The organism is Paenibacillus sp. sgz302191 (assembly GCF_057749925.1).
The window spans coordinates 59,406-76,294 of sequence record NZ_JBYLHY010000012.1 but is presented as its reverse complement, the minus strand read 5'-3'; the positions used below and the strand labels follow the sequence as shown (position 1 = coordinate 76,294).

The window sequence follows — 16,889 nt, the reverse complement described above, 5'->3', positions numbered from 1 at the left end:
CTTTTTGTGCTCTACCCGGCCAGATTCATTTCCTTGATCGCGCGAAAAACCATCTCATAGTACGCCGCCGGATGCGGCACCAGAAGCTCGCGCTCGACGGTACGGCTGACCGGCTTCAGCTCGCCGCTCTCCGCCGGCACTACGCCTCTGGCAGCAATGGAATCGGACCGGCGATGAATCAGCGCTTCAAGCTCCGCGATGGAAACCGCGAACAGGCCGCTTACTTCCTCCGGCTGCAGCGTGTAGCTGTTCAAAGGCCGGTCGCACCTGTGAACGAACACATGGCAAAACTCCCGATCCGTCAGCTTTTCGGAAATATGATCTTCCTCGGCAAAAATACCGCAGGCGAGCAGCTCGTCAAATTCGGCCTGCAGCCCCAATTCTTCCTCCAGCTCCCGGATTCCGTCCTGCACCGTTTCTCCTGCGGCCAAATGCCCTGCGCACGAAATGTCCAGCAGATCCGGGAACAAGTCTTTATCCGGATGGCGAAGCTGCAGCAGCAGTTCCGGCGTATCCGTCTCGCAGCTGACGATCCAGCATTGAAATGTGCGGTGCCACAATCCTTTGGCATGCGCCTCGGAGCGCGGCGCAACGCCGAGCCAATTCATTTTTTCATCGTAGATGTCGAATAGTTCCTCTGCTTTGCCCACGGCTAGGTACGTCTCCCCTCTCCTGTATGTTACAGCTCCGACAGCAATTCCGGCAGTTCTTCATAATGGCTGAAACATGCATCCCACGTACGGGCGGATGCCTCCGGCTCATGCCCATTTCGTTTCCAGACCGCTTTCATACCGGCACGCCGGCTGGCCGCTACATCGTTCTCCAGATGATCGCCGACAAAATAGGCTTCCTCCGGCGATACGCCGAGCCGGCCGAGCGCTCTGGCAAATATGTCAACATCCGGCTTGCGCACGCCCTCGGATTCCGAAATCAATATAACATCCATCAGACGGTCGAGTCCAAGCGCGCGGATTCCCCGGCTTTGCAGCAGTTCCTTGCCGTTGGTGACGATGCCCAGTTTGATGCCCTGCTCCTTAAATTGGTGCAAAACTTCCAGCGCTCCCTTATACGGTCTGGCGTGGAGGCTGAAATGATCCAAATAATCTTGAAGCAGCGCTTCCCAGCCGACGCCGCCGATGACGAAGCGCGCTATGAGCTTTTGATACACCGTATCTTTCCACACGTAGCCGTGTTCGTCCAGTTCGATAAATGCATCCGCAAACGGATCTTTGGGGACATGAGGCATTTGCGGCCGCCAACGGTCATACTGGTCGCTGACGAAATACCGCAAAGAGGTATCGCGATCGAGCAGCGTTCCGTCCAGATCGAACAGCACCGCTTTGATTCCCGCCGGTACCCTCATGTTCAGCTTCTGCGCTGCGGCGAAGCTTTGCGCATCGCGTAAAGCTCGTCTTCCAACGAAGCCATTTTTTCCAGCAGCGTTTTTCTTGCGTCTTCCAATGCCAGATTATAAACCGGCACGGCAAGCTGCTGCAGCATCGTATCCACCAATTGTTCGGAGCCCATTCGGCCGAGAGTGATGCCATGATCCATCTCCAGGTGAGCTTGCAGGGCATCGATAAGAACTTCTTTTTCTTCTTTTGGCAGCTTGATCGGTATCATAATGGATATGGATTCTCCCTCCGCTATTTCATAATTTATAGTATACCATGATTATCCACGCGCACCTCACCTTGTTTTTGACGAAAAAAAACGGGCTGCCCCCAAGCAGCATGTACTGCCTGGGAATCAGCCCTTTTCAGGGAAGATCCGCGAGGTTTATGCGATCGACGTCGGAGCCCCGAAAGGCGAAGCGTAGTCGGGAATCGCACTCAAAATTTGCTCGGCCTCGCCGGAGCTCATCGCCCGGTCCGAATCAAACCGTTCGACGGCTGCGACGATTTTGGGGAACAGGTGGATATCTCCTGCGCTCGCGAAACCTGCAATCGCCGGAAAAGACAGGACGAAATGCACGCACGCATCAATAATTTCCTGCTGATCGAAAGGTTCGTACCAAGTCGAATAGGAGCGGCTCTGCTCTTCAGCCCACGGACCTTTGGCTATCGCCTTGATCGCTCTGACGGCAGCGCCGGACGCATTCGCTTGTTCCAGAAACCGCTCAAAATCGTCCCTGTACGCCTCGCGGGAATACAAATGATAGTTGAGCGGAAGCAGCACCGTATCGAACGGAAAGCGCTTAAGCGCTTCGGTATGCGTCGCAGGCGCCTGATGCCCGTGGCCGGTAATGCCGATCGCTTTGACGATCCCGGCTTCTTTGGCTTCGATGAGCGCTTCCAGCGCGCCGCCCTTTTGCGTGCAGGCATCCAGCTCTTTCAAATCGCCGACCGCGTGCAGTTGGATCAAATCTATCGTATCCGTCTGCAATCTTTCCAGTGAGCGGTAAATTTCCGCTTTCGCCTTCTCTTTCGTCCGTTCGCCGGTTTTTGTGGCCAGAAAAATATCGCCGCGAATGCGGGGCATCCAGGGGCCCAGACGCAGCTCCGCATCCCCGTAGCTCGCCGCCGTATCGAAATGATTCACCCCATGCTCCAGCGCATGCGAGATCGACGAATCCGCTTCTTCCTGCGTCACTTGACCGAGTTTCGCTGCCCCGAACATCAATACGGAGCTTTCGATTCCGAGCCGTCCGATAGTTCGATTGAGCATCGCGCCCCACTCCTCAACCGTTTAATTTTTCGTAATATTGGAAATCGATTTCCTGAAAACGGCTAACTTCCTTCAGCCAGCGTTCCGCCACATAAGTTTGATGCACAGGGTGGACATTATAGGCGTCATATGCGGCCTGATCGGCGAATACCATCGAAAATCCGTAGTCGTAATCGTTTTTTGCGCTCACCTGGCGGAAAACTTCGAACTGCTCCACTCCCGGAATCGGCGCCAACTGCGCTGCGCTCTCTTTGAGGAACGCTTCGGCTTCAGGGTTGTCTTTGCCCGCATGCAAACTAAAAGTCACCATATGTTTAATGCTCGTACGGCTCATGCTACATCTTCTCCTTCCAAAATTCACGATATTGTTTATTATAGCGCATACCCGAATCGTACATAAGAGCTATAAAAAGCTTCATTAACTTACCCGGAGGTAACTGCCCCGGTTAATTTGCGATCAATTCCTCATACCGCCTGACAGCTTCGGCCAACGCGCTCTCGGTTTTTAGGCGCTCCCGCTCCAATGCGCGCAAAATGCCGTTGACCGCATCCAGCTTCTCCTCTACCTGCGATAACGTGTCCTGAATTTTGTCTTGAACGAGCCAGTCGCTTACAAGGCCGTCGAAAAAGTAATCGGCAAACCGCAGAAATCCGCTGATCCCGATATCTATGTCGAGCGATAGCTCTACGTCCTTCAGTTCTTTCGCCAAATTGCCCAAGCTCGTCCGGGCACTTTGAATGTGCTCCATCGCCTCGTCGATTTTTTCGTTTTTAATATGCGTGGTTAGAAGCCCTCCGCCGATCATGTCAAATACGCCCCAACTTTTTGCCGAGCGGAGCGTTTCCAGCGCGTTTTGTAAATGTCCGGCAACGATACTTCCGGCTCCTTCGGCTTCTTTGAGCTCCCCGGAACGATGCCTGAGCTGGGCTTGTTGTTCGGTCAGAAGGCGAAGCTTATTACTTTTATGCGAATCCGTCAAAAAAATGTGCCGCTCGATATCCTTTGTGAGCTTTTCCACCTCCAAATCCCAAAATCTTACCGCGTCCAGCTTGAGCTTAAGCTCGTCGATATGCTGTTGAATGAGATCTCGCTCGCGTACGGCCTCGTCGTACTTCAGCTTCGCTTCCAATCTCTTTTGTTGTTCCGCCGTCGGCTGCGCTTCTTTTTTATGAAACACCCTGTACAAAAAGCCGATAAAAGAGTGCTTTTTCAGCTTGTCGACACCGTCCTGCTCTTTTCTCAGCCACTCTTCCCATGTGCAAACCCGGTATATTTCCTCTGCAAGCTGCCGTTCCAGGGCAGCCATTCGTTCTTGCCAAATGCGCTGCATGCGGCCTTTTTCTTTTGCAGCGGTTAATTGACCGGTGAGCTCTTGGATCATGGCGGACCATCCTCCCGTACTTCGCTATATCTTTTTAGACGGTGGCAGCCCGGCGAAGTTTCATCCTTTTGCATAAAATTCGGCTTCCCGGCGCACGTTAATTTTGTACCATATTTTGCATGGAAAGGAAATTCGATCATGGAAAACAAAATACATACGGGCAACTACACCGGCACAGCGAACATGAAGGCGGAAAATCAGGATCTGGAATTCGTCAACGACACTTTGGAAAACGCCAAAAACACGACGCCGGTCAATATCGCCAAAGACGATATCAGCGAAGAGCGGGAAGACAGGACCTTAAACCAGTCCTGATTTCGGCCCGGAGGCCGTGCGATTGCGAATCAACCTTGGCATCTTTCCTCTACTTGCGGTAGTATGAGAAGAGAAAATGAACCAAGGAGGATTTTGTCGTGGAACAAGTTATTGTCATCGGAGCGGGTCCGTGCGGGTTGTCGGCAGCTGTTGCCTTACAGCGCGCAGGCCTCTCTCCATTACTCATAGAAAAAAGTTCGATCGTGCACTCCATTTATTTATACCCGACCTATTTGCAATTTTTCAGCACTCCCGAGCTGCTCGAGATCGGCGGCTATCCGTTTGTCACGCCTCACGAGAAGCCTTACCGCCAGGAAGCTCTCGTCTATTACAGGGAAGTCGCCCGGCGCGAGCAGCTGCGCATCCGGTCCTATGAAGAGGTCGTCTCCATCGAACGGTCGGAGAGCGGATTCAGCGTACATACGGAAAACCGCGCAGGCCAAAAATCGTCCTACACGGCCCGCTTCGTCGTTGTCGCGACAGGCTACTTCGACGCTCCGAACATGCTTGGCATCCCCGGCGAGGAGCTTTGGAAAGTGACGCATTACTACAAAGAAGCGCACCCCTATACGGGGGCAAAAGTGGCTATCATCGGCGGGAACAACTCCGCCGTGGACGCGGCCATGGACCTGCTGCGCGTCGGAGCGGAAGTAACCGTCGTTTACCGCGGAAGCCAGTTTTCGGCCAACATTAAGCCGTGGGTCAGACCGATTTTCGAAAGCATGGTGAATAAAGGGCGCGTCAACATGTGGTTCGATTCCCAGGTAGAGCGGATTGAGGAACAGCTCGTTCATGTCCGGCGCGGCGGCGAGCTCGTCCAACTGGACAACGACTTCGTTCTGGCGCTGACCGGCTTCCGTCCGGACCGTAAGCTTCTCACCGGACTTGGCGTCCGTTTCCATGAAGAAACGGGCGCCCCGCTGATCGACCCGGAAACGATGCAGACGAACATCCAAGGCTTATACGTAGCCGGGGTCGTCGCTTCCTCCAAGTACGATGCCAACGAAATCTTCATTGAAACCGGCAGAATGCACGGAATTGCCATTACCGAACACATCAAGTCGCAGCCGGTTTGATGCCCGCCAAAGAACAAGCAAGCCCCGCCCGGAGCTTGCTTGTTCTTTTGTTTTATTTGGATTTCTTTTTTGCCGCCGATCTGCCCTGCTTCCCGTTTTGCCCTGAAACAGCCTCCGCCTCTTGCGTGCCGTCAGCTTTTTTATTGGCCATAGTGCGCTTCCCTCCCGCTTTCATTGTGCCCGCGAAAATAGTATGAATTTTTATTAAAATTTTCATGCAAAACTCTTCCATTACGAACGAATGTTTGGTATATTATAGATATACAAACAAATGTTCTATTTGAGTGAAGGAGGTTGTTTACACGATGAATACAAGTCACAATTTCCGTTTTATTGAGCGAGACTATTGGTACCATAAGGCATTGTGTAACAGCGATAGCCTTCTGCCCGCTCAAATCGATGAAATGCTGGACGAAGACAGCCATTACTACTGCGACTACACGTTCAAGTTTTATGATGACGGCTCCGTTACGATCATTGACAACGATACGAACACATTGGTCAAGCCGCGCGAATTAACCGGAGCGGTGTACGATTTTTATATCCGCAAACGAATCCATCTCATCAAAGCCAACCTTTTGGAAAAACAGCTCCAGTATGCATAATACAACAAAAGCGTGCTGCCCATTGACGAATGTCAGATGGAAGCAGCACGCTTCTGTCATGCCCGATTGCCGTTGTACCGGAAACAAGCTCTCGTATGATCGTTAACCATTCCTGTCGCTTGCATGAATGCATAGCAAATCGTGGAGCCTACGAATTTGAAGCCTCGCTTTTTCAAATCCTTGCTCATGGCATCGGATTGAGCCGTCGAGGCAGGAACGCTGCGCAGGTCGTCCCAGTGATGGATGACCGGTTCTCCGCCTACGAACCCCCATATGTAGCGGTCGAAGCTTCCGAACTCCTGCTGCACCTTCAGGAACGATTTCGCATTCTGCACCACCGCCGCAATTTTCAGCCGATTGCGCACGATTCCGGCGTTCTGCATCAGCGATTCGAGCTTTGCGTCGTCATACCCGGCAATGCGTTCCGCATCGAATTGATCGAAAGCTTCGAGGTAATGCCCGCGCTTTTTCAAAATCGTATACCAGCTTAACCCGGCCTGAGCGCCTTCCAGATTCAACATTTCGAACAGCTTGCGATCGTCATGAACAGGGACTCCCCACTCGTGATCGTGGTAATCGATATACAACGGATCTTCATTTACCCAACCGCATCTTATCACCATCGCTGCCGCCAGCTCCCTTTTCAAAAAAATACGAACATTAGTTCTTAAACCATTATATCGGCAGCTTGGCAAAAAGTCCAGTTTGGCTCCGTTTATATTTTTATTTTTCCGATTCGATCCAAGCCTTGATCCGTCCGCTTTCTCTTTGGGCATCCGTGTAGCCCAGCTCGTAGAGTTCTTCCAGCTTGCCTGCATCTTTCTCCATGCGGCCAACCCGGACAGTTGAAGATGGGCGAATCACGATGGCATGTCCCTCCCGCTCCAAGCGTTCGATCGTATCCAGGGTGCGGTTATAAATCTCGCTTCGGTTCACGAGGACGTCTATGAGACCGCGGTAGCGCGGATAGAAGCTTTTGGCGAGCCATTTTTGCTTGAACGGACTTTTGCGGTAACCCTGCTCCTTCGTTAAAACGATAATATGCTTGCTGTTGCCATCGGCCAGCGACTTTTGAATCGGGATCGGATCGACAAGCCCGCCGTCAAACAAAACTTTCCCGTTATAATGAATCGGCGTGGACACGAAGGGGAGACTGCTGGATGCTTGAACGATAGGCATCGTATCCTTCATCAGCTCATGCTTCGTATAATACACGGGCTTGCCCGTATGTGCGTCCGTCGTCCCGATGACCAGCTGCTGCGGCGACGCGTAGAACGCATCGTAATCGAACGGCTCCAAACGGTTAGGCAATTCTTTGAAAATAAAATCCATGCCGAATATGCTTTTATGCCGGAATAAATTGCGGTAACTCAAATATCGGGGATCGGCGATATATCCGATCGTCACTTTTTTATTGCGACCGCGCTGTCGGGAGATGTATGAAACGGCGTTGCATGCGCCCGCCGATACGCCTGCAATGTATGGGAAATACCAATCTTGCTTCATAAAATATTCCAAGACCCCCGCGGTGTAGACACCTCTCATCCCGCCGCCTTCCAGTACGAGTCCGATTCCTTCCAAAACGGCACCTTCTTTCAATCCCTTTTTAAAAATGCCCCCTGATCTTCGCTAAGATCAAGGGGCGCATTGTGCGGGACTTATTGTTCGTTCTTGCTGATGTTATTCAAGCTCGGCACATAATCGTCCGCCTTTTTTGCCGTCAAGTTCGTCATTTCTTCCGTGAAATTAGCTTTATTTTGCTGATTTTCCTTCTTATCCGCCCGTTTGGACACCCTGCTCACCTCCCGCACATTTTGCTTAGTATGGGGGTTCGCGCCGCTTTTTATGCCCGGTCGGGCTCCTTCAGGCTTATGCGTAAGACTCCTTGATCGCCAAAAACTCATCGAGATTGTCCAAAAACAAATCTACAATAACCGGATCAAAATGCCTGCCGCGCTCCTGCTGCAGCAGCTCCAGCACCCGGTCGAGCTCCCACGCTTTCTTGTACACGCGGTCGCTGCACAAAGCGTCAAATACGTCGGCCAGCGCGGTAATCCTGCCGTAAATATGGATCTCTTCCCCCCGCAATCCCTGCGGATAGCCCGTTCCGTCGTACTTCTCGTGATGCTCTTTGGCGATGACCGCAGCCGCATGCAGCACCTGCTTGTTCGAATGCTTGAGCATTTCGTATCCGAGGTCGGAGTGCGTTTTCATGACGCCGAACTCTTCCTCTGTTAAGCGGCCCGGCTTATTCAAAATCGCATCGGGAATTCCGACCTTCCCGACGTCGTGCATGGGCGAAGCGAGCCGGATGATTTCGGCTTCCTGCTCGGAAAGCCCGTACTTCAGCGCCAGCAGGTGCGAATATTCGGCAACGCGCTTCACATGATAGCCTGTTTCCTGCGACCGCGTCTCCGTAATCTCGCCCATCGTGTAAATGATTTCCTGCTGCGTGCTCTCCAATTCCTCGTTCAAATATATATTTTCAAAGGCGACCGAAACATTCGCGCAGTAAATATCGATCAGGTAATGTTCCCATTCGCTGAGCGACTTGAATCCGTTCATAAAAATAACGTTTTCCATCCCCATCTTGCTTTGAAAGTAAATGACGAAATGTTCGGGGGCAAACCGGCTTTTTTTCGAGCGAAACGCCTCTTCGATTTCCCGCATCACATCGGCCGGAACGACGTCCCTGGCTCTCTTGTCGCTGCTGGATGCGTAATCTCCGCTGGCAGCCAAAACATAAATGTCCTCGACGCCCCTCGTCACGGCGAAGCTGCAGTGAATCGCATTTTTATGCAAATTGACGATGGAAGTCAATTGAGTCAGCACGCCGGAGGCGAACTTTTTCATCGATTGCAGCTCGAACAGCGTAGAGGCGGATTTGATAATTTCCTCCAGACCGTTTCGGCTTTTTTCAATCGTTTTAATATCGCGGTAGGAACGCAGCGAGGCTATGACCGTCGTGAACAGCTTTTGTGCCGTAAGTTCCGTTTTCTCCTTGTAATCATTGATGTCGTATTCCGTAATGACGGTTTTTTCCGGCGCCTGGCCCGGCTGCCCCGTCCGTAAAATAATGCGGATCGAGCTGTTCTTGAGCTCCTCGCGAATAAATTTGACGATTTGCAGTCCGGCTTCGTCATGTTCCATGACCACATCCAATAAAATCAATGCGGCGTTCGGCTGTTCGCGCAGAAGCTGCCTGGCCTCGGAACCCGAGTAGGCGCAGTGGAATTCCAGCTTTTTGCCGTCAAACTCAAAATCCTGCAGCACCATCTTGGTGACCTGGTGAATTTGCTGCTCATCATCGACGATCAGGACGACCCACGCTTCTTTGTCGTGGTTTTCTTTCGTATTGGAATCCGTGTCTTCTTCCGCTGCGAATAAGAGCTGGTCGTCTTGATCGTCCGCAAACAGCGCTTCATCCGTCTGAATAATTGGATCTTTCGGCTTCATTATAGGGATTCCTCCTCTTTCGGAATTTCGATATGGAACAAGCTTCCTTGTCCCAGCGTACTGGAACAGCTCATCGTTCCGCCTAACGTTTGGGTAACCAAATTATACACAATGTTCATGCCGAGGCCTGTCCCGCCCTTCCCGCGGCTCGTCGTAAAAAACGGATCGAAAATGTGCGCAAGCACCTCCTGCGTCATGCCTTTGCCATCGTCCGTATAAACCAGATGGACGCTATCTTCGCTCGTCATAACGCGAAAATGCAAGTTGCCTTCCTCCTCCGGGGCAAACGCGTGGTTCAAAGAATTCATGACCAGATTGGTCATAATTTGCGACAAAGCTCCGGGATAGCTGTACAGGACAAGCTGTTCGTCGCACTCGATATGGACGCGCAGCCGCGTTTTTTTCAAAGAAGGCTTCAGGCTGACTACGACACCCTCCAAATACTCGCGAAGATGGAACGAGCGTTTGACTTCCACGCTTTGATCCACGGATATTTGCTTGAAACTCCGAATCAGCGCAGACGCGCGATCCAGATTGGACTGCACCATGCCGTTCGTTTCTTCAACAACCGTCAAAAATTGTTCGAGATCCGATTTCTTCATTTTGCCTGTTTGATACAACTGCTGAAAATGCTTCGTTTTTTCATCCAAATAGGAGACCGCCGTCACCCCTATGCCGATCGGCGTGTTGATTTCATGGGAAACGCCGGCAACGAGGCCGCCGAGAGCGCTCATTTTTTCCGATTGAACGAGCTTATCCTGTGTCTGTTTGAGTCTGTGGAGCGCTTGCTGCAGCTCCTGATACCGCTCATCGAGAATGTTCACCATCTCATTGAACGCGTCCGAGACATCCTCGATTTCGGGAGAAGCCTGAAACTCCAGCTTCGGCAGCTCGCCCCCCTGTTTGACCCAGTTGGCGGCTTCGCGCAGCTTGATGAGCGGGATAATAACCATTTTCCGTAAAATCAGCCATAAAATCACCGAAAGCAGCAAGGCGATGCTGGCGCCGACAACCAAAATAAGCCTTGTACGGGTATTCAGCAGCGCAGTTTCTTCCGTCGAATCGAAAATAACTTCCACGGCGCCGACCATCGTCCCGCCTTCCTCCAAGGGAGCTGTCAACCGTACGACGGGCTTATCGTTCTCTTCCATAGGCGCGCGGTCGATAATCGAATGGCTCAGCGGGTACTTCATTTGGGAAGGTGAAAATTGTTTGCCGATTTCTTCGTGCTGGGAAGAGGCCAAAATAAGGCCTTCCATGTTGTAAAGCTTCAGCTCCAAAACGCGATTGTTCTTGATCTGTATGTAATCAATCATTTGCTGGACATCGCCGATCGAACGCCCTTCTTCATACCTCGCGTTGATTGCAATGGCGATTCCGTTAATTTGGCTGACGTAAGCCTCCCTGATCGATTTGTTCAGGCTGACGGTGTCGACGGCCATCATTAACGAAAGCATGACTACCGTGACTCCAGTAAGCATGAACACAATTCTTTTCTGCAGGCTGAGCCGTTTTTTTTCTGTCGACATCGTTCAGACTCCTCTGTTTTTGCTTGCCACAAAATACCATTCTTAAAAAGCGCATGCCTCTAGCTTATAAAACTAGCAATCCGTTTGTCCACTTTTATTTACCGCGCATGTAAAGGAAAAACAGTTGAATAATTCGTCTGTTCGGAATTTTCAGACAAATGATGTCGAAAAAGTAGAAGTGCTATCATTTTTTGCGCTTGCCCAGGAAATAAAAACAATTTCCCCGTACGGGAATGATTTCCCGGGGTTTGGAGCAATGTAGTAATGGGAGTTTTTGCAAAACGACAATTCAATGCGTACATGTGAGGAGGCTTATACCGGTGACCAACACCAATCATCAGCAGGAACCGATTCGCCACGCCCAAGAGGCCGCGGAAAAAGCGATTCTGCTCGCCCAAAAAGCGGAGTACAATTTGCATACCGCTATCCTGCAGGCCGATCCGCAGGCGATCCAGTCCGCTCAGGCGGCGGTCGTTCAAGCCAGGCAGCAGGTCGTGGACGCCCAGGGGCAGCTGCGAACGTTTGACAACGAGCAGTTCGGCCCGCAAATTCAACAGACGCTGGAGCAGCTCCATCAGGCGGGTCAAGACCTGGAAGCGAACCAGGAGAAGTCCCACACGCCGCGGCAAGTCAGATAAATACGTGCGAGACGGACAAAGTGATCGGCTAACGATCGCTTTTTTCCTGTGCATCGGTTTTGCCAATATAGGGTGACTTTCTTTTTCAAAATGCAATCATTATGTTAAACTATTCGCAGAAGAGCTTAAGTCACTTGGGGAGGCAATACATTTCATGCTGGTTATCGGAATTGCCGGAGGCACCGGGTCGGGAAAAACGACGGTTGCCCGTTCGATTATGAACAAATTGGGCGGCGCAAACGTTGCGCTTATCTCGCAGGATAATTATTATCGTCATTATAGCGATCTTACTTTTGCAGAGCGCGAACGGTTGAACTACGATCATCCGAACGCTTTCGAGAACCGCTTGCTGCTCCAGCATCTTGGTGAGCTTAGAAGCGGTCATGCGGTCGATATTCCGGTGTACGATTTTACGGAGCATAACAGAAGCGGGCAGACGCTCCACATTGAAGCGAAACCGATCGTATTGATCGAAGGCATTCATGTCCTGACGGACGAGGAGCTGCGGGGGGCTCTGGATATTAAAGTTTTCGTCGATACCGACCCCGATGTCCGCATTTTGAGGCGGTTATCCCGCGACATTAACGAAAGAGGCCGGACGCTGCAGTCCGTATTCGATCAATATTTAACGACCGTGAAGCCGATACACGACGCTTTCATTGAGCCTTCCAAAAAATACGCGGATATCATCATTCCGGAGGGCGGCGAGAACGAGATCGGCATTCATATGCTGACGATTTTGACGGAGCGGTACATGACGGATCATTCGCGAGCAGCGCAATCATTCAACTAAGCAGGTGATGAGCGGCCGCGTTTATCGCCAATAAAAAAACACTGGAGCCGCAGCATCGTTGTTGCGGTTCGAGTGTCTTTTTGCCTGTCTGCGAGTCTATCGAGTCTATTTATCCGGCGAAGCGGACAAATTCCTCGGGTCACTCCACCGCTTCCCATCTTGAGGCGTACTGCTCCAGTTTCCCGTTCAAGGGAACGCGATACTTAAGCTGGACGACGAGCCGCACCTTCTTGATCCATTCCGCAAAAGACGCATAGGTGACAAACACATTGGCGTACCGGTCGCTCATCGCGACGAAAAAGGGGCCCACGTATTTATCCGTTAAAAAGTGAAGCGATGTGTCGATCGGCGTATACTTCTTCCTCTTCCCTTCCCAGCGGTCCACCTCCGCCCGGATGTTCGCCGGCACATGCTCAAGCAGCGCCTCCAGCTGTTTGACCCTGGCGAAATACGGCACCTCGCATGGAATGCCCATTCTGCGAAGCGTTTCTTCATGCTGCGGATATAAAATAACTCTGGCAAACTTCCGCTCCTCCGCCCACGCGGTAATGGACCGCATATCCTCCTCGAGCCAATCCTCGAAAGTTTCCATAACGAGCACTGTGCCTCTTCGCGTTTGAACCGGCAGCTCATAGCCGTACGGCACTTTGATCTGTTCTCTCGCCATGCTGCTTTTGCTCCCTCCCTATTCGCGAAGCTCCCCTAAGCATCCTGCAAGCTTCCTTATATTGTAGCATACCCAGACACTTTGCAATAAATATCCAATGGTCAATTCGCATCCTTCGCAGGAATAAGGTATAATTTGAGAAAACGCAATTGAACCAGAGGAGAGTTTTCGTATGAGAGATCCGAGACTGCAAACTTTTGCCAAAAACATTATTCGTTATTCGGTAGACCTTCAGCCAGGAGAGAACATTTTGATCGAAATGATCGGTGTCAAAGACCCCGAATTGACAAAATGCTTAATTGAGGAAGTGTACGCCGCAGGCGGAAAACCGTTTATCGAGCTGCGCGATCCCGCCGTCACGCGGAGTCTGCAAATGCAAGGAACCGCCGAGCAGTTCGGGCAGTGGTCGGAATTCGAGCTCGTCCGGATGCGGGCCATGGACGCTTACGTTGCCGTCCGCAGCGGGGACAACATCACCGAATCGTCAGATGTGCCGGAAGAGCAAATGAAGCTGTATTTAAAACATTTTCAGCGTCCGATCTTCGATGAACGCATCAACAACACGAAGTGGTGCGTGATGCGCTACCCGAACGCGTCGATGGCGCAGCTCGCGAGCACGAGCACGGAAGCGTTCGAAGATTTCTACTTCAAGGTGTGCAATCTGGACTACGGCAAAATGGCCGATGCCATGGAATCGCTCGTTGAACTGATGAACCGCACGGATCGGGTGAGGCTCGTTTCTCCGGGCACGGATCTTTCGTTCTCGATCAAGGATATCCCCGCCGTTCCCTGCTCGGGCCGTAGAAACATTCCGGACGGAGAAGTGTACACGGCGCCTGTGAAGGATTCGGTTAACGGCGTTATCAGCTACAATACGCCGACGATTTATTCCGGGTCCTCGTTCGAAAACATTGTGCTCCGTTTCGAGAACGGCCGGATCGTCGAAGCGACGAGCAACAACACGAAGAGGCTGAACGAAATCTTGGATACCGACGACGGCGCGCGCTATATCGGCGAATTCGCAATCGGCGTCAACCCGCATATTCAGCATCCGATGAAAGATATTTTGTTCGACGAAAAAATCGACGGCAGCATCCATTTTACTCCCGGCCAAGCCTATGAACAAGCCGATAACACGAACCGTTCTTCCGTGCATTGGGACATGGTGCTCATCCAGCGTGCGGAATACGGCGGCGGCGAAATTTATTTCGATGACGTACTTATCCGCAAAGACGGCCGGTTCGTCATTCCGGAACTGGAGAAGCTTAATCCGGAAAATTTAATATAGTAAACTAAAAAGCAGCCGGATGCCCTTTGCAGTTTTCATGCTAAGGACGTCGGCTGCTTTACTTTTCTTGCCTGTTAATTATTCAGGCATCATGCCTGTCGCAATCGCCAAACGATTCCAACTATTAATGACATTAATGGCCATCAAAATCGCAGTAAACTGCTTGCCGTCAAAATGCTTTCTCGCTTCATCGTAAACCGCCTGCGGCACGCCGGCTTCGGAAATTCGGGTGACAGCCTCGGTCAATGCCAGAGCCGCCCTTTCGGATGCCGTATAATACGGCGCTTCCCTCCAGGCGTTCAGCAAATAAATGCGCTGCTCGGTCTCCCCGTATGCTCTTGCATCTTTGGCGTGCATGTTCAGGCAAAAGGCGCAGCCGTTGATCTGCGAAGCCCGCAGCTTGATCAATTCCAGCAGCAATGGGTCCAGACCGCTCTTCCTGACGAACTGCTCCAGCCCGAGCATAGCTTGAAACGCTTCCGGATACTCTTCTTTGTAGTCCATTCTTTCCTTCATCCGCGATTCCTCCTGTACGGAAATATTCGATTTCATTTACAAGACGAAGCCGCTCTTTCTTTTGTGACAAAAAAGGGTTACGACGGGTACGCGCTAGCCCAGCCAATGAAAAACGATATGCTCGGGCGTTTCATCCGGCCGGGTCAATCCCGTTGGAACAAGCGAAGCGGGGTCGACGGTATTCCGGGCGCCGCCGCCGGATCGTTCGGCGCTTGATTTTGCCGTTATGCGCACCTCGGTTCCTTTCGGCACAAAATTATATATTTGCACCATATCCCCGTTGGACAGCCGGACACAGCCTAACGATTTATCGCTGCCGATCGAGCTTTCGTCATAAGTGCCGTGCAAAGCGATTTGACCGAGCCCGAGGCCCGCTGCGCCGTAAACATGCTGTTTCGTTCCAAGCGGCTCCAGCACGCGATCCTTCACCCGAAAGCTGCCTTCCGGCGTACTGCCGCCCGCTCCCAGGCCGATGGCAGTGTCCCATAGCAGCACTGCTCCGCTTAACAGCCTGAGACGGTGATCGTCCTTGCTGACTTCGATAAGCATCGGTTCGTAAGGAACAGTTCTGCCGGCAGGTACATTCGCAAAAAACATAGCTTCCGCCTGCTCTGCCGAAGGATCGTACACCCAGCCTCCATGCCCGTCATACGTTCCTTGGACTGCATTGCTTCCTGAATACGTTTCCAACGGAATAAAGCTCAAATAATTATTCGGATAATCCTGCAGCAGCCGGGCGACCGTGTCAGGGCTTTTGCCGTAATCCGCCTTATAATTTTGCAAAGCCGTCCGAACTAAATTAGCACCAATCGCGCTGAGCGGCTGGTGCTTTTCATATTCCGCATTCAGAAACCGGATTTTGACCGATTGATCCGTTGCAGGGTGGTATTCCGCTATGACGAAGGCGCTTTTGGCGAGCTCGCCGTTCGACAGGAGGCGTGTCTTTCCGAGATCGTTCGCATCGGATGAGGCAATTCCGTAAAGAAGCACGTTTTGATTAGGATGTTCGCTGCCGAGTTTCAACGCTTTTTTGTGCAAAATCGTTTCAATCTCCTTGAGGTCGGTTGCCGGAGCAAGATAAATCACATAAGGAACGTCAACCGTCTCATACGTAACTTCGCTGCCGACGCCCCAATGCATCATCGCGGATACGGTTTTGGTGACCGGGCGGTCCCCGAAAAATAAAGCGATAAGCAGCAAATTCAGCACAAGCAGCACGATCAGAAGCGTTTTCATAAAGGAAGGCAAGAACGACATACCGCGTTTGGGCGTCTCCTCCCCTACATCTTCCGCTGCAAGACGGGCGGGCTGCGCTTGATCCAGCTCATGCAGAGCCCGGTTGGCGGCTGAGTAAAACGGCGACGGATACGTCCTCAACACTTGTTTGTAATGGAAAATCGCCCTCCTCCGGTTCCCGTTGATTTGGAACTTCTGTCCCAGCTTGTAATGAGCTTCCGGCGAATTGGCGTCCAGGTAGCGGATAACTTTCTCATAATAGAGCGGATCCGACGGACTGATGTACAAATTTTTGTGGAGGTGAACAAGATTATCATCGAGATGGTTGCGAAATCGTTGGCTTCGGCGGATCATTCGGCTCCTCCCCGTTCTCCTATTGTAGGCATGTCCAAACTGCGATGTGCGTTACGATACATTTTGTACCATTGATACATAATGTATCATATCGTATGCCGGGTTGACAACAGTTTTATGCAAAGTCCTGCATGAATCGCTGGCCATTTGCAAAACCTGTACCATTGGAGGTGATAAACGATGAGCGGAAGAAACAATTCGCCAAAAAACAACGGCCCTGCAAGCAGCCCTTCCCGGCTGGATCAATTCGGCGAAAAAGCCGCGCAAGACGCCAAGCAAGCAACGAAGCAGCGCAAAAATAACGAAGGCGGCTGCTAAGTCGAAGGAGCCGCCCACCCGCGCGAGTTGGCCCGAGTGGTGCGAAAAG

21 protein-coding genes are annotated in these 16,889 nt (G+C 51.7%); 7 read left to right on the top strand and 14 right to left on the bottom strand.

All coding sequences use genetic code 11. The features are described from left to right. Window positions 1-11: 11 nt before the first annotated feature. The 6 genes from AC3G2T_RS18345 to AC3G2T_RS18320 all read right to left on the bottom strand — a co-directional run bounded on the left by AC3G2T_RS18345 (window position 12) and on the right by AC3G2T_RS18320 (window position 4,049). Window positions 12-650, bottom strand: a complete 639-nt coding sequence (locus AC3G2T_RS18345) for an NUDIX hydrolase (RefSeq protein ID WP_488436453.1) — start codon at window positions 648-650, stop codon at window positions 12-14. A gap of 29 nt (window positions 651-679) precedes the next feature. Further along, window positions 680-1,363: an HAD family hydrolase gene (locus tag AC3G2T_RS18340; protein ID WP_488436452.1), complete on the bottom strand. Its 684-nt coding sequence runs from the start codon at window positions 1,361-1,363 to the stop codon at window positions 680-682. A 2-nt stretch (window positions 1,364-1,365) separates the two neighbouring features. Further along, window positions 1,366-1,623: a DUF2164 domain-containing protein gene (locus tag AC3G2T_RS18335; RefSeq protein WP_474685616.1), complete on the bottom strand. Its 258-nt coding sequence runs from the start codon at window positions 1,621-1,623 to the stop codon at window positions 1,366-1,368. A gap of 156 nt (window positions 1,624-1,779) precedes the next feature. After that, window positions 1,780-2,667, bottom strand: coding sequence for an aldo/keto reductase (locus AC3G2T_RS18330; RefSeq protein ID WP_488436451.1), 888 nt, complete (start codon window positions 2,665-2,667; stop codon window positions 1,780-1,782). A gap of 13 nt (window positions 2,668-2,680) precedes the next feature. Then, complete coding sequence (locus AC3G2T_RS18325; RefSeq protein WP_474685612.1) at window positions 2,681-3,001, bottom strand: Dabb family protein; 321 nt, start codon at window positions 2,999-3,001, stop codon at window positions 2,681-2,683. Window positions 3,002-3,113: 112 nt separating this feature from the next. After that, a complete protein-coding gene (locus AC3G2T_RS18320) occupies window positions 3,114-4,049 on the bottom strand; it encodes a hypothetical protein (RefSeq protein ID WP_474685610.1) in 936 nt (311 codons plus the stop codon). Window positions 4,050-4,187: 138 nt separating this feature from the next. Between AC3G2T_RS18320 and AC3G2T_RS18315 the strand changes: the two genes are divergently transcribed. The 3 genes from AC3G2T_RS18315 to AC3G2T_RS18305 all read left to right on the top strand — a co-directional run bounded on the left by AC3G2T_RS18315 (window position 4,188) and on the right by AC3G2T_RS18305 (window position 6,045). Beyond that, a complete protein-coding gene (locus AC3G2T_RS18315; protein ID WP_474685608.1) occupies window positions 4,188-4,364 on the top strand; it encodes a hypothetical protein in 177 nt (58 codons plus the stop codon). A 98-nt stretch (window positions 4,365-4,462) separates the two neighbouring features. Beyond that, window positions 4,463-5,440 carry a YpdA family putative bacillithiol disulfide reductase gene (locus tag AC3G2T_RS18310; protein ID WP_488436450.1) on the top strand — a complete coding sequence of 326 codons (978 nt, stop codon included), beginning with the start codon at window positions 4,463-4,465 and terminating at the stop codon, window positions 5,438-5,440. Window positions 5,441-5,745: 305 nt separating this feature from the next. Beyond that, window positions 5,746-6,045 carry a hypothetical protein gene (locus AC3G2T_RS18305; protein WP_474685604.1) on the top strand — a complete coding sequence of 100 codons (300 nt, stop codon included), beginning with the start codon at window positions 5,746-5,748 and terminating at the stop codon, window positions 6,043-6,045. Between the two features lie 56 nt (window positions 6,046-6,101). Here AC3G2T_RS18305 and AC3G2T_RS18300 read toward each other — a convergent pair whose 3' ends face one another. The 5 genes from AC3G2T_RS18300 to AC3G2T_RS18280 form a co-directional block, all read right to left on the bottom strand. Continuing rightward, the gene (locus tag AC3G2T_RS18300) at window positions 6,102-6,668 is read right to left on the bottom strand and encodes a DNA-3-methyladenine glycosylase I (RefSeq protein ID WP_474685602.1); all 567 of its coding nucleotides are present in this window, start codon (window positions 6,666-6,668) and stop codon (window positions 6,102-6,104) included. A gap of 100 nt (window positions 6,669-6,768) precedes the next feature. Continuing rightward, window positions 6,769-7,626, bottom strand: a complete 858-nt coding sequence (locus tag AC3G2T_RS18295; RefSeq protein WP_474685600.1) for a patatin-like phospholipase family protein — start codon at window positions 7,624-7,626, stop codon at window positions 6,769-6,771. A gap of 77 nt (window positions 7,627-7,703) precedes the next feature. Continuing rightward, window positions 7,704-7,838, bottom strand: coding sequence for a hypothetical protein (locus AC3G2T_RS18290; RefSeq protein WP_474685598.1), 135 nt, complete (start codon window positions 7,836-7,838; stop codon window positions 7,704-7,706). Between the two features lie 76 nt (window positions 7,839-7,914). Beyond that, window positions 7,915-9,501 carry a DUF3369 domain-containing protein gene (locus AC3G2T_RS18285; RefSeq protein WP_488436449.1) on the bottom strand — a complete coding sequence of 529 codons (1,587 nt, stop codon included), beginning with the start codon at window positions 9,499-9,501 and terminating at the stop codon, window positions 7,915-7,917. Then, window positions 9,501-11,030 (bottom strand): sensor histidine kinase, encoded by a 1,530-nt coding sequence (locus tag AC3G2T_RS18280; RefSeq protein ID WP_488436448.1) that lies wholly within the window; start codon window positions 11,028-11,030, stop codon window positions 9,501-9,503. Before AC3G2T_RS18280 ends, AC3G2T_RS18285 begins: the two co-directional genes overlap by 1 nt. A gap of 320 nt (window positions 11,031-11,350) precedes the next feature. Here AC3G2T_RS18280 and AC3G2T_RS18275 point away from each other — a divergent pair, with 320 nt between their 5' ends. Continuing rightward, window positions 11,351-11,668: a hypothetical protein gene (locus AC3G2T_RS18275; RefSeq protein ID WP_488436447.1), complete on the top strand. Its 318-nt coding sequence runs from the start codon at window positions 11,351-11,353 to the stop codon at window positions 11,666-11,668. A 154-nt stretch (window positions 11,669-11,822) separates the two neighbouring features. Beyond that, on the top strand, window positions 11,823-12,461 hold the full coding sequence (udk, locus tag AC3G2T_RS18270) for a uridine kinase (protein WP_488436446.1): 639 nt from the start codon (window positions 11,823-11,825) through the stop codon (window positions 12,459-12,461). 139 nt (window positions 12,462-12,600) lie between these two features. Here udk and AC3G2T_RS18265 read toward each other — a convergent pair whose 3' ends face one another. Continuing rightward, a complete protein-coding gene (locus AC3G2T_RS18265) occupies window positions 12,601-13,128 on the bottom strand; it encodes a hypothetical protein (protein WP_488436445.1) in 528 nt (175 codons plus the stop codon). Window positions 13,129-13,300: 172 nt separating this feature from the next. Here AC3G2T_RS18265 and AC3G2T_RS18260 point away from each other — a divergent pair, with 172 nt between their 5' ends. Continuing rightward, window positions 13,301-14,416: an aminopeptidase gene (locus AC3G2T_RS18260; RefSeq protein WP_488436444.1), complete on the top strand. Its 1,116-nt coding sequence runs from the start codon at window positions 13,301-13,303 to the stop codon at window positions 14,414-14,416. Window positions 14,417-14,494: 78 nt separating this feature from the next. On the opposite strand, the gene AC3G2T_RS18255 is transcribed toward AC3G2T_RS18260, so the two are convergent. Together AC3G2T_RS18255 and AC3G2T_RS18250 are read right to left on the bottom strand one after the other, a co-directional pair. Then, complete coding sequence (locus AC3G2T_RS18255) at window positions 14,495-14,932, bottom strand: carboxymuconolactone decarboxylase family protein (protein ID WP_474685585.1); 438 nt, start codon at window positions 14,930-14,932, stop codon at window positions 14,495-14,497. A gap of 93 nt (window positions 14,933-15,025) precedes the next feature. Further along, window positions 15,026-16,522 (bottom strand): L,D-transpeptidase family protein, encoded by a 1,497-nt coding sequence (locus tag AC3G2T_RS18250; RefSeq protein WP_488436443.1) that lies wholly within the window; start codon window positions 16,520-16,522, stop codon window positions 15,026-15,028. Between the two features lie 180 nt (window positions 16,523-16,702). Here AC3G2T_RS18250 and AC3G2T_RS18245 point away from each other — a divergent pair, with 180 nt between their 5' ends. After that, a complete protein-coding gene (locus tag AC3G2T_RS18245; RefSeq protein WP_474685581.1) occupies window positions 16,703-16,840 on the top strand; it encodes a hypothetical protein in 138 nt (45 codons plus the stop codon). The last annotated feature ends 49 nt before the right edge of the window (window positions 16,841-16,889 follow it).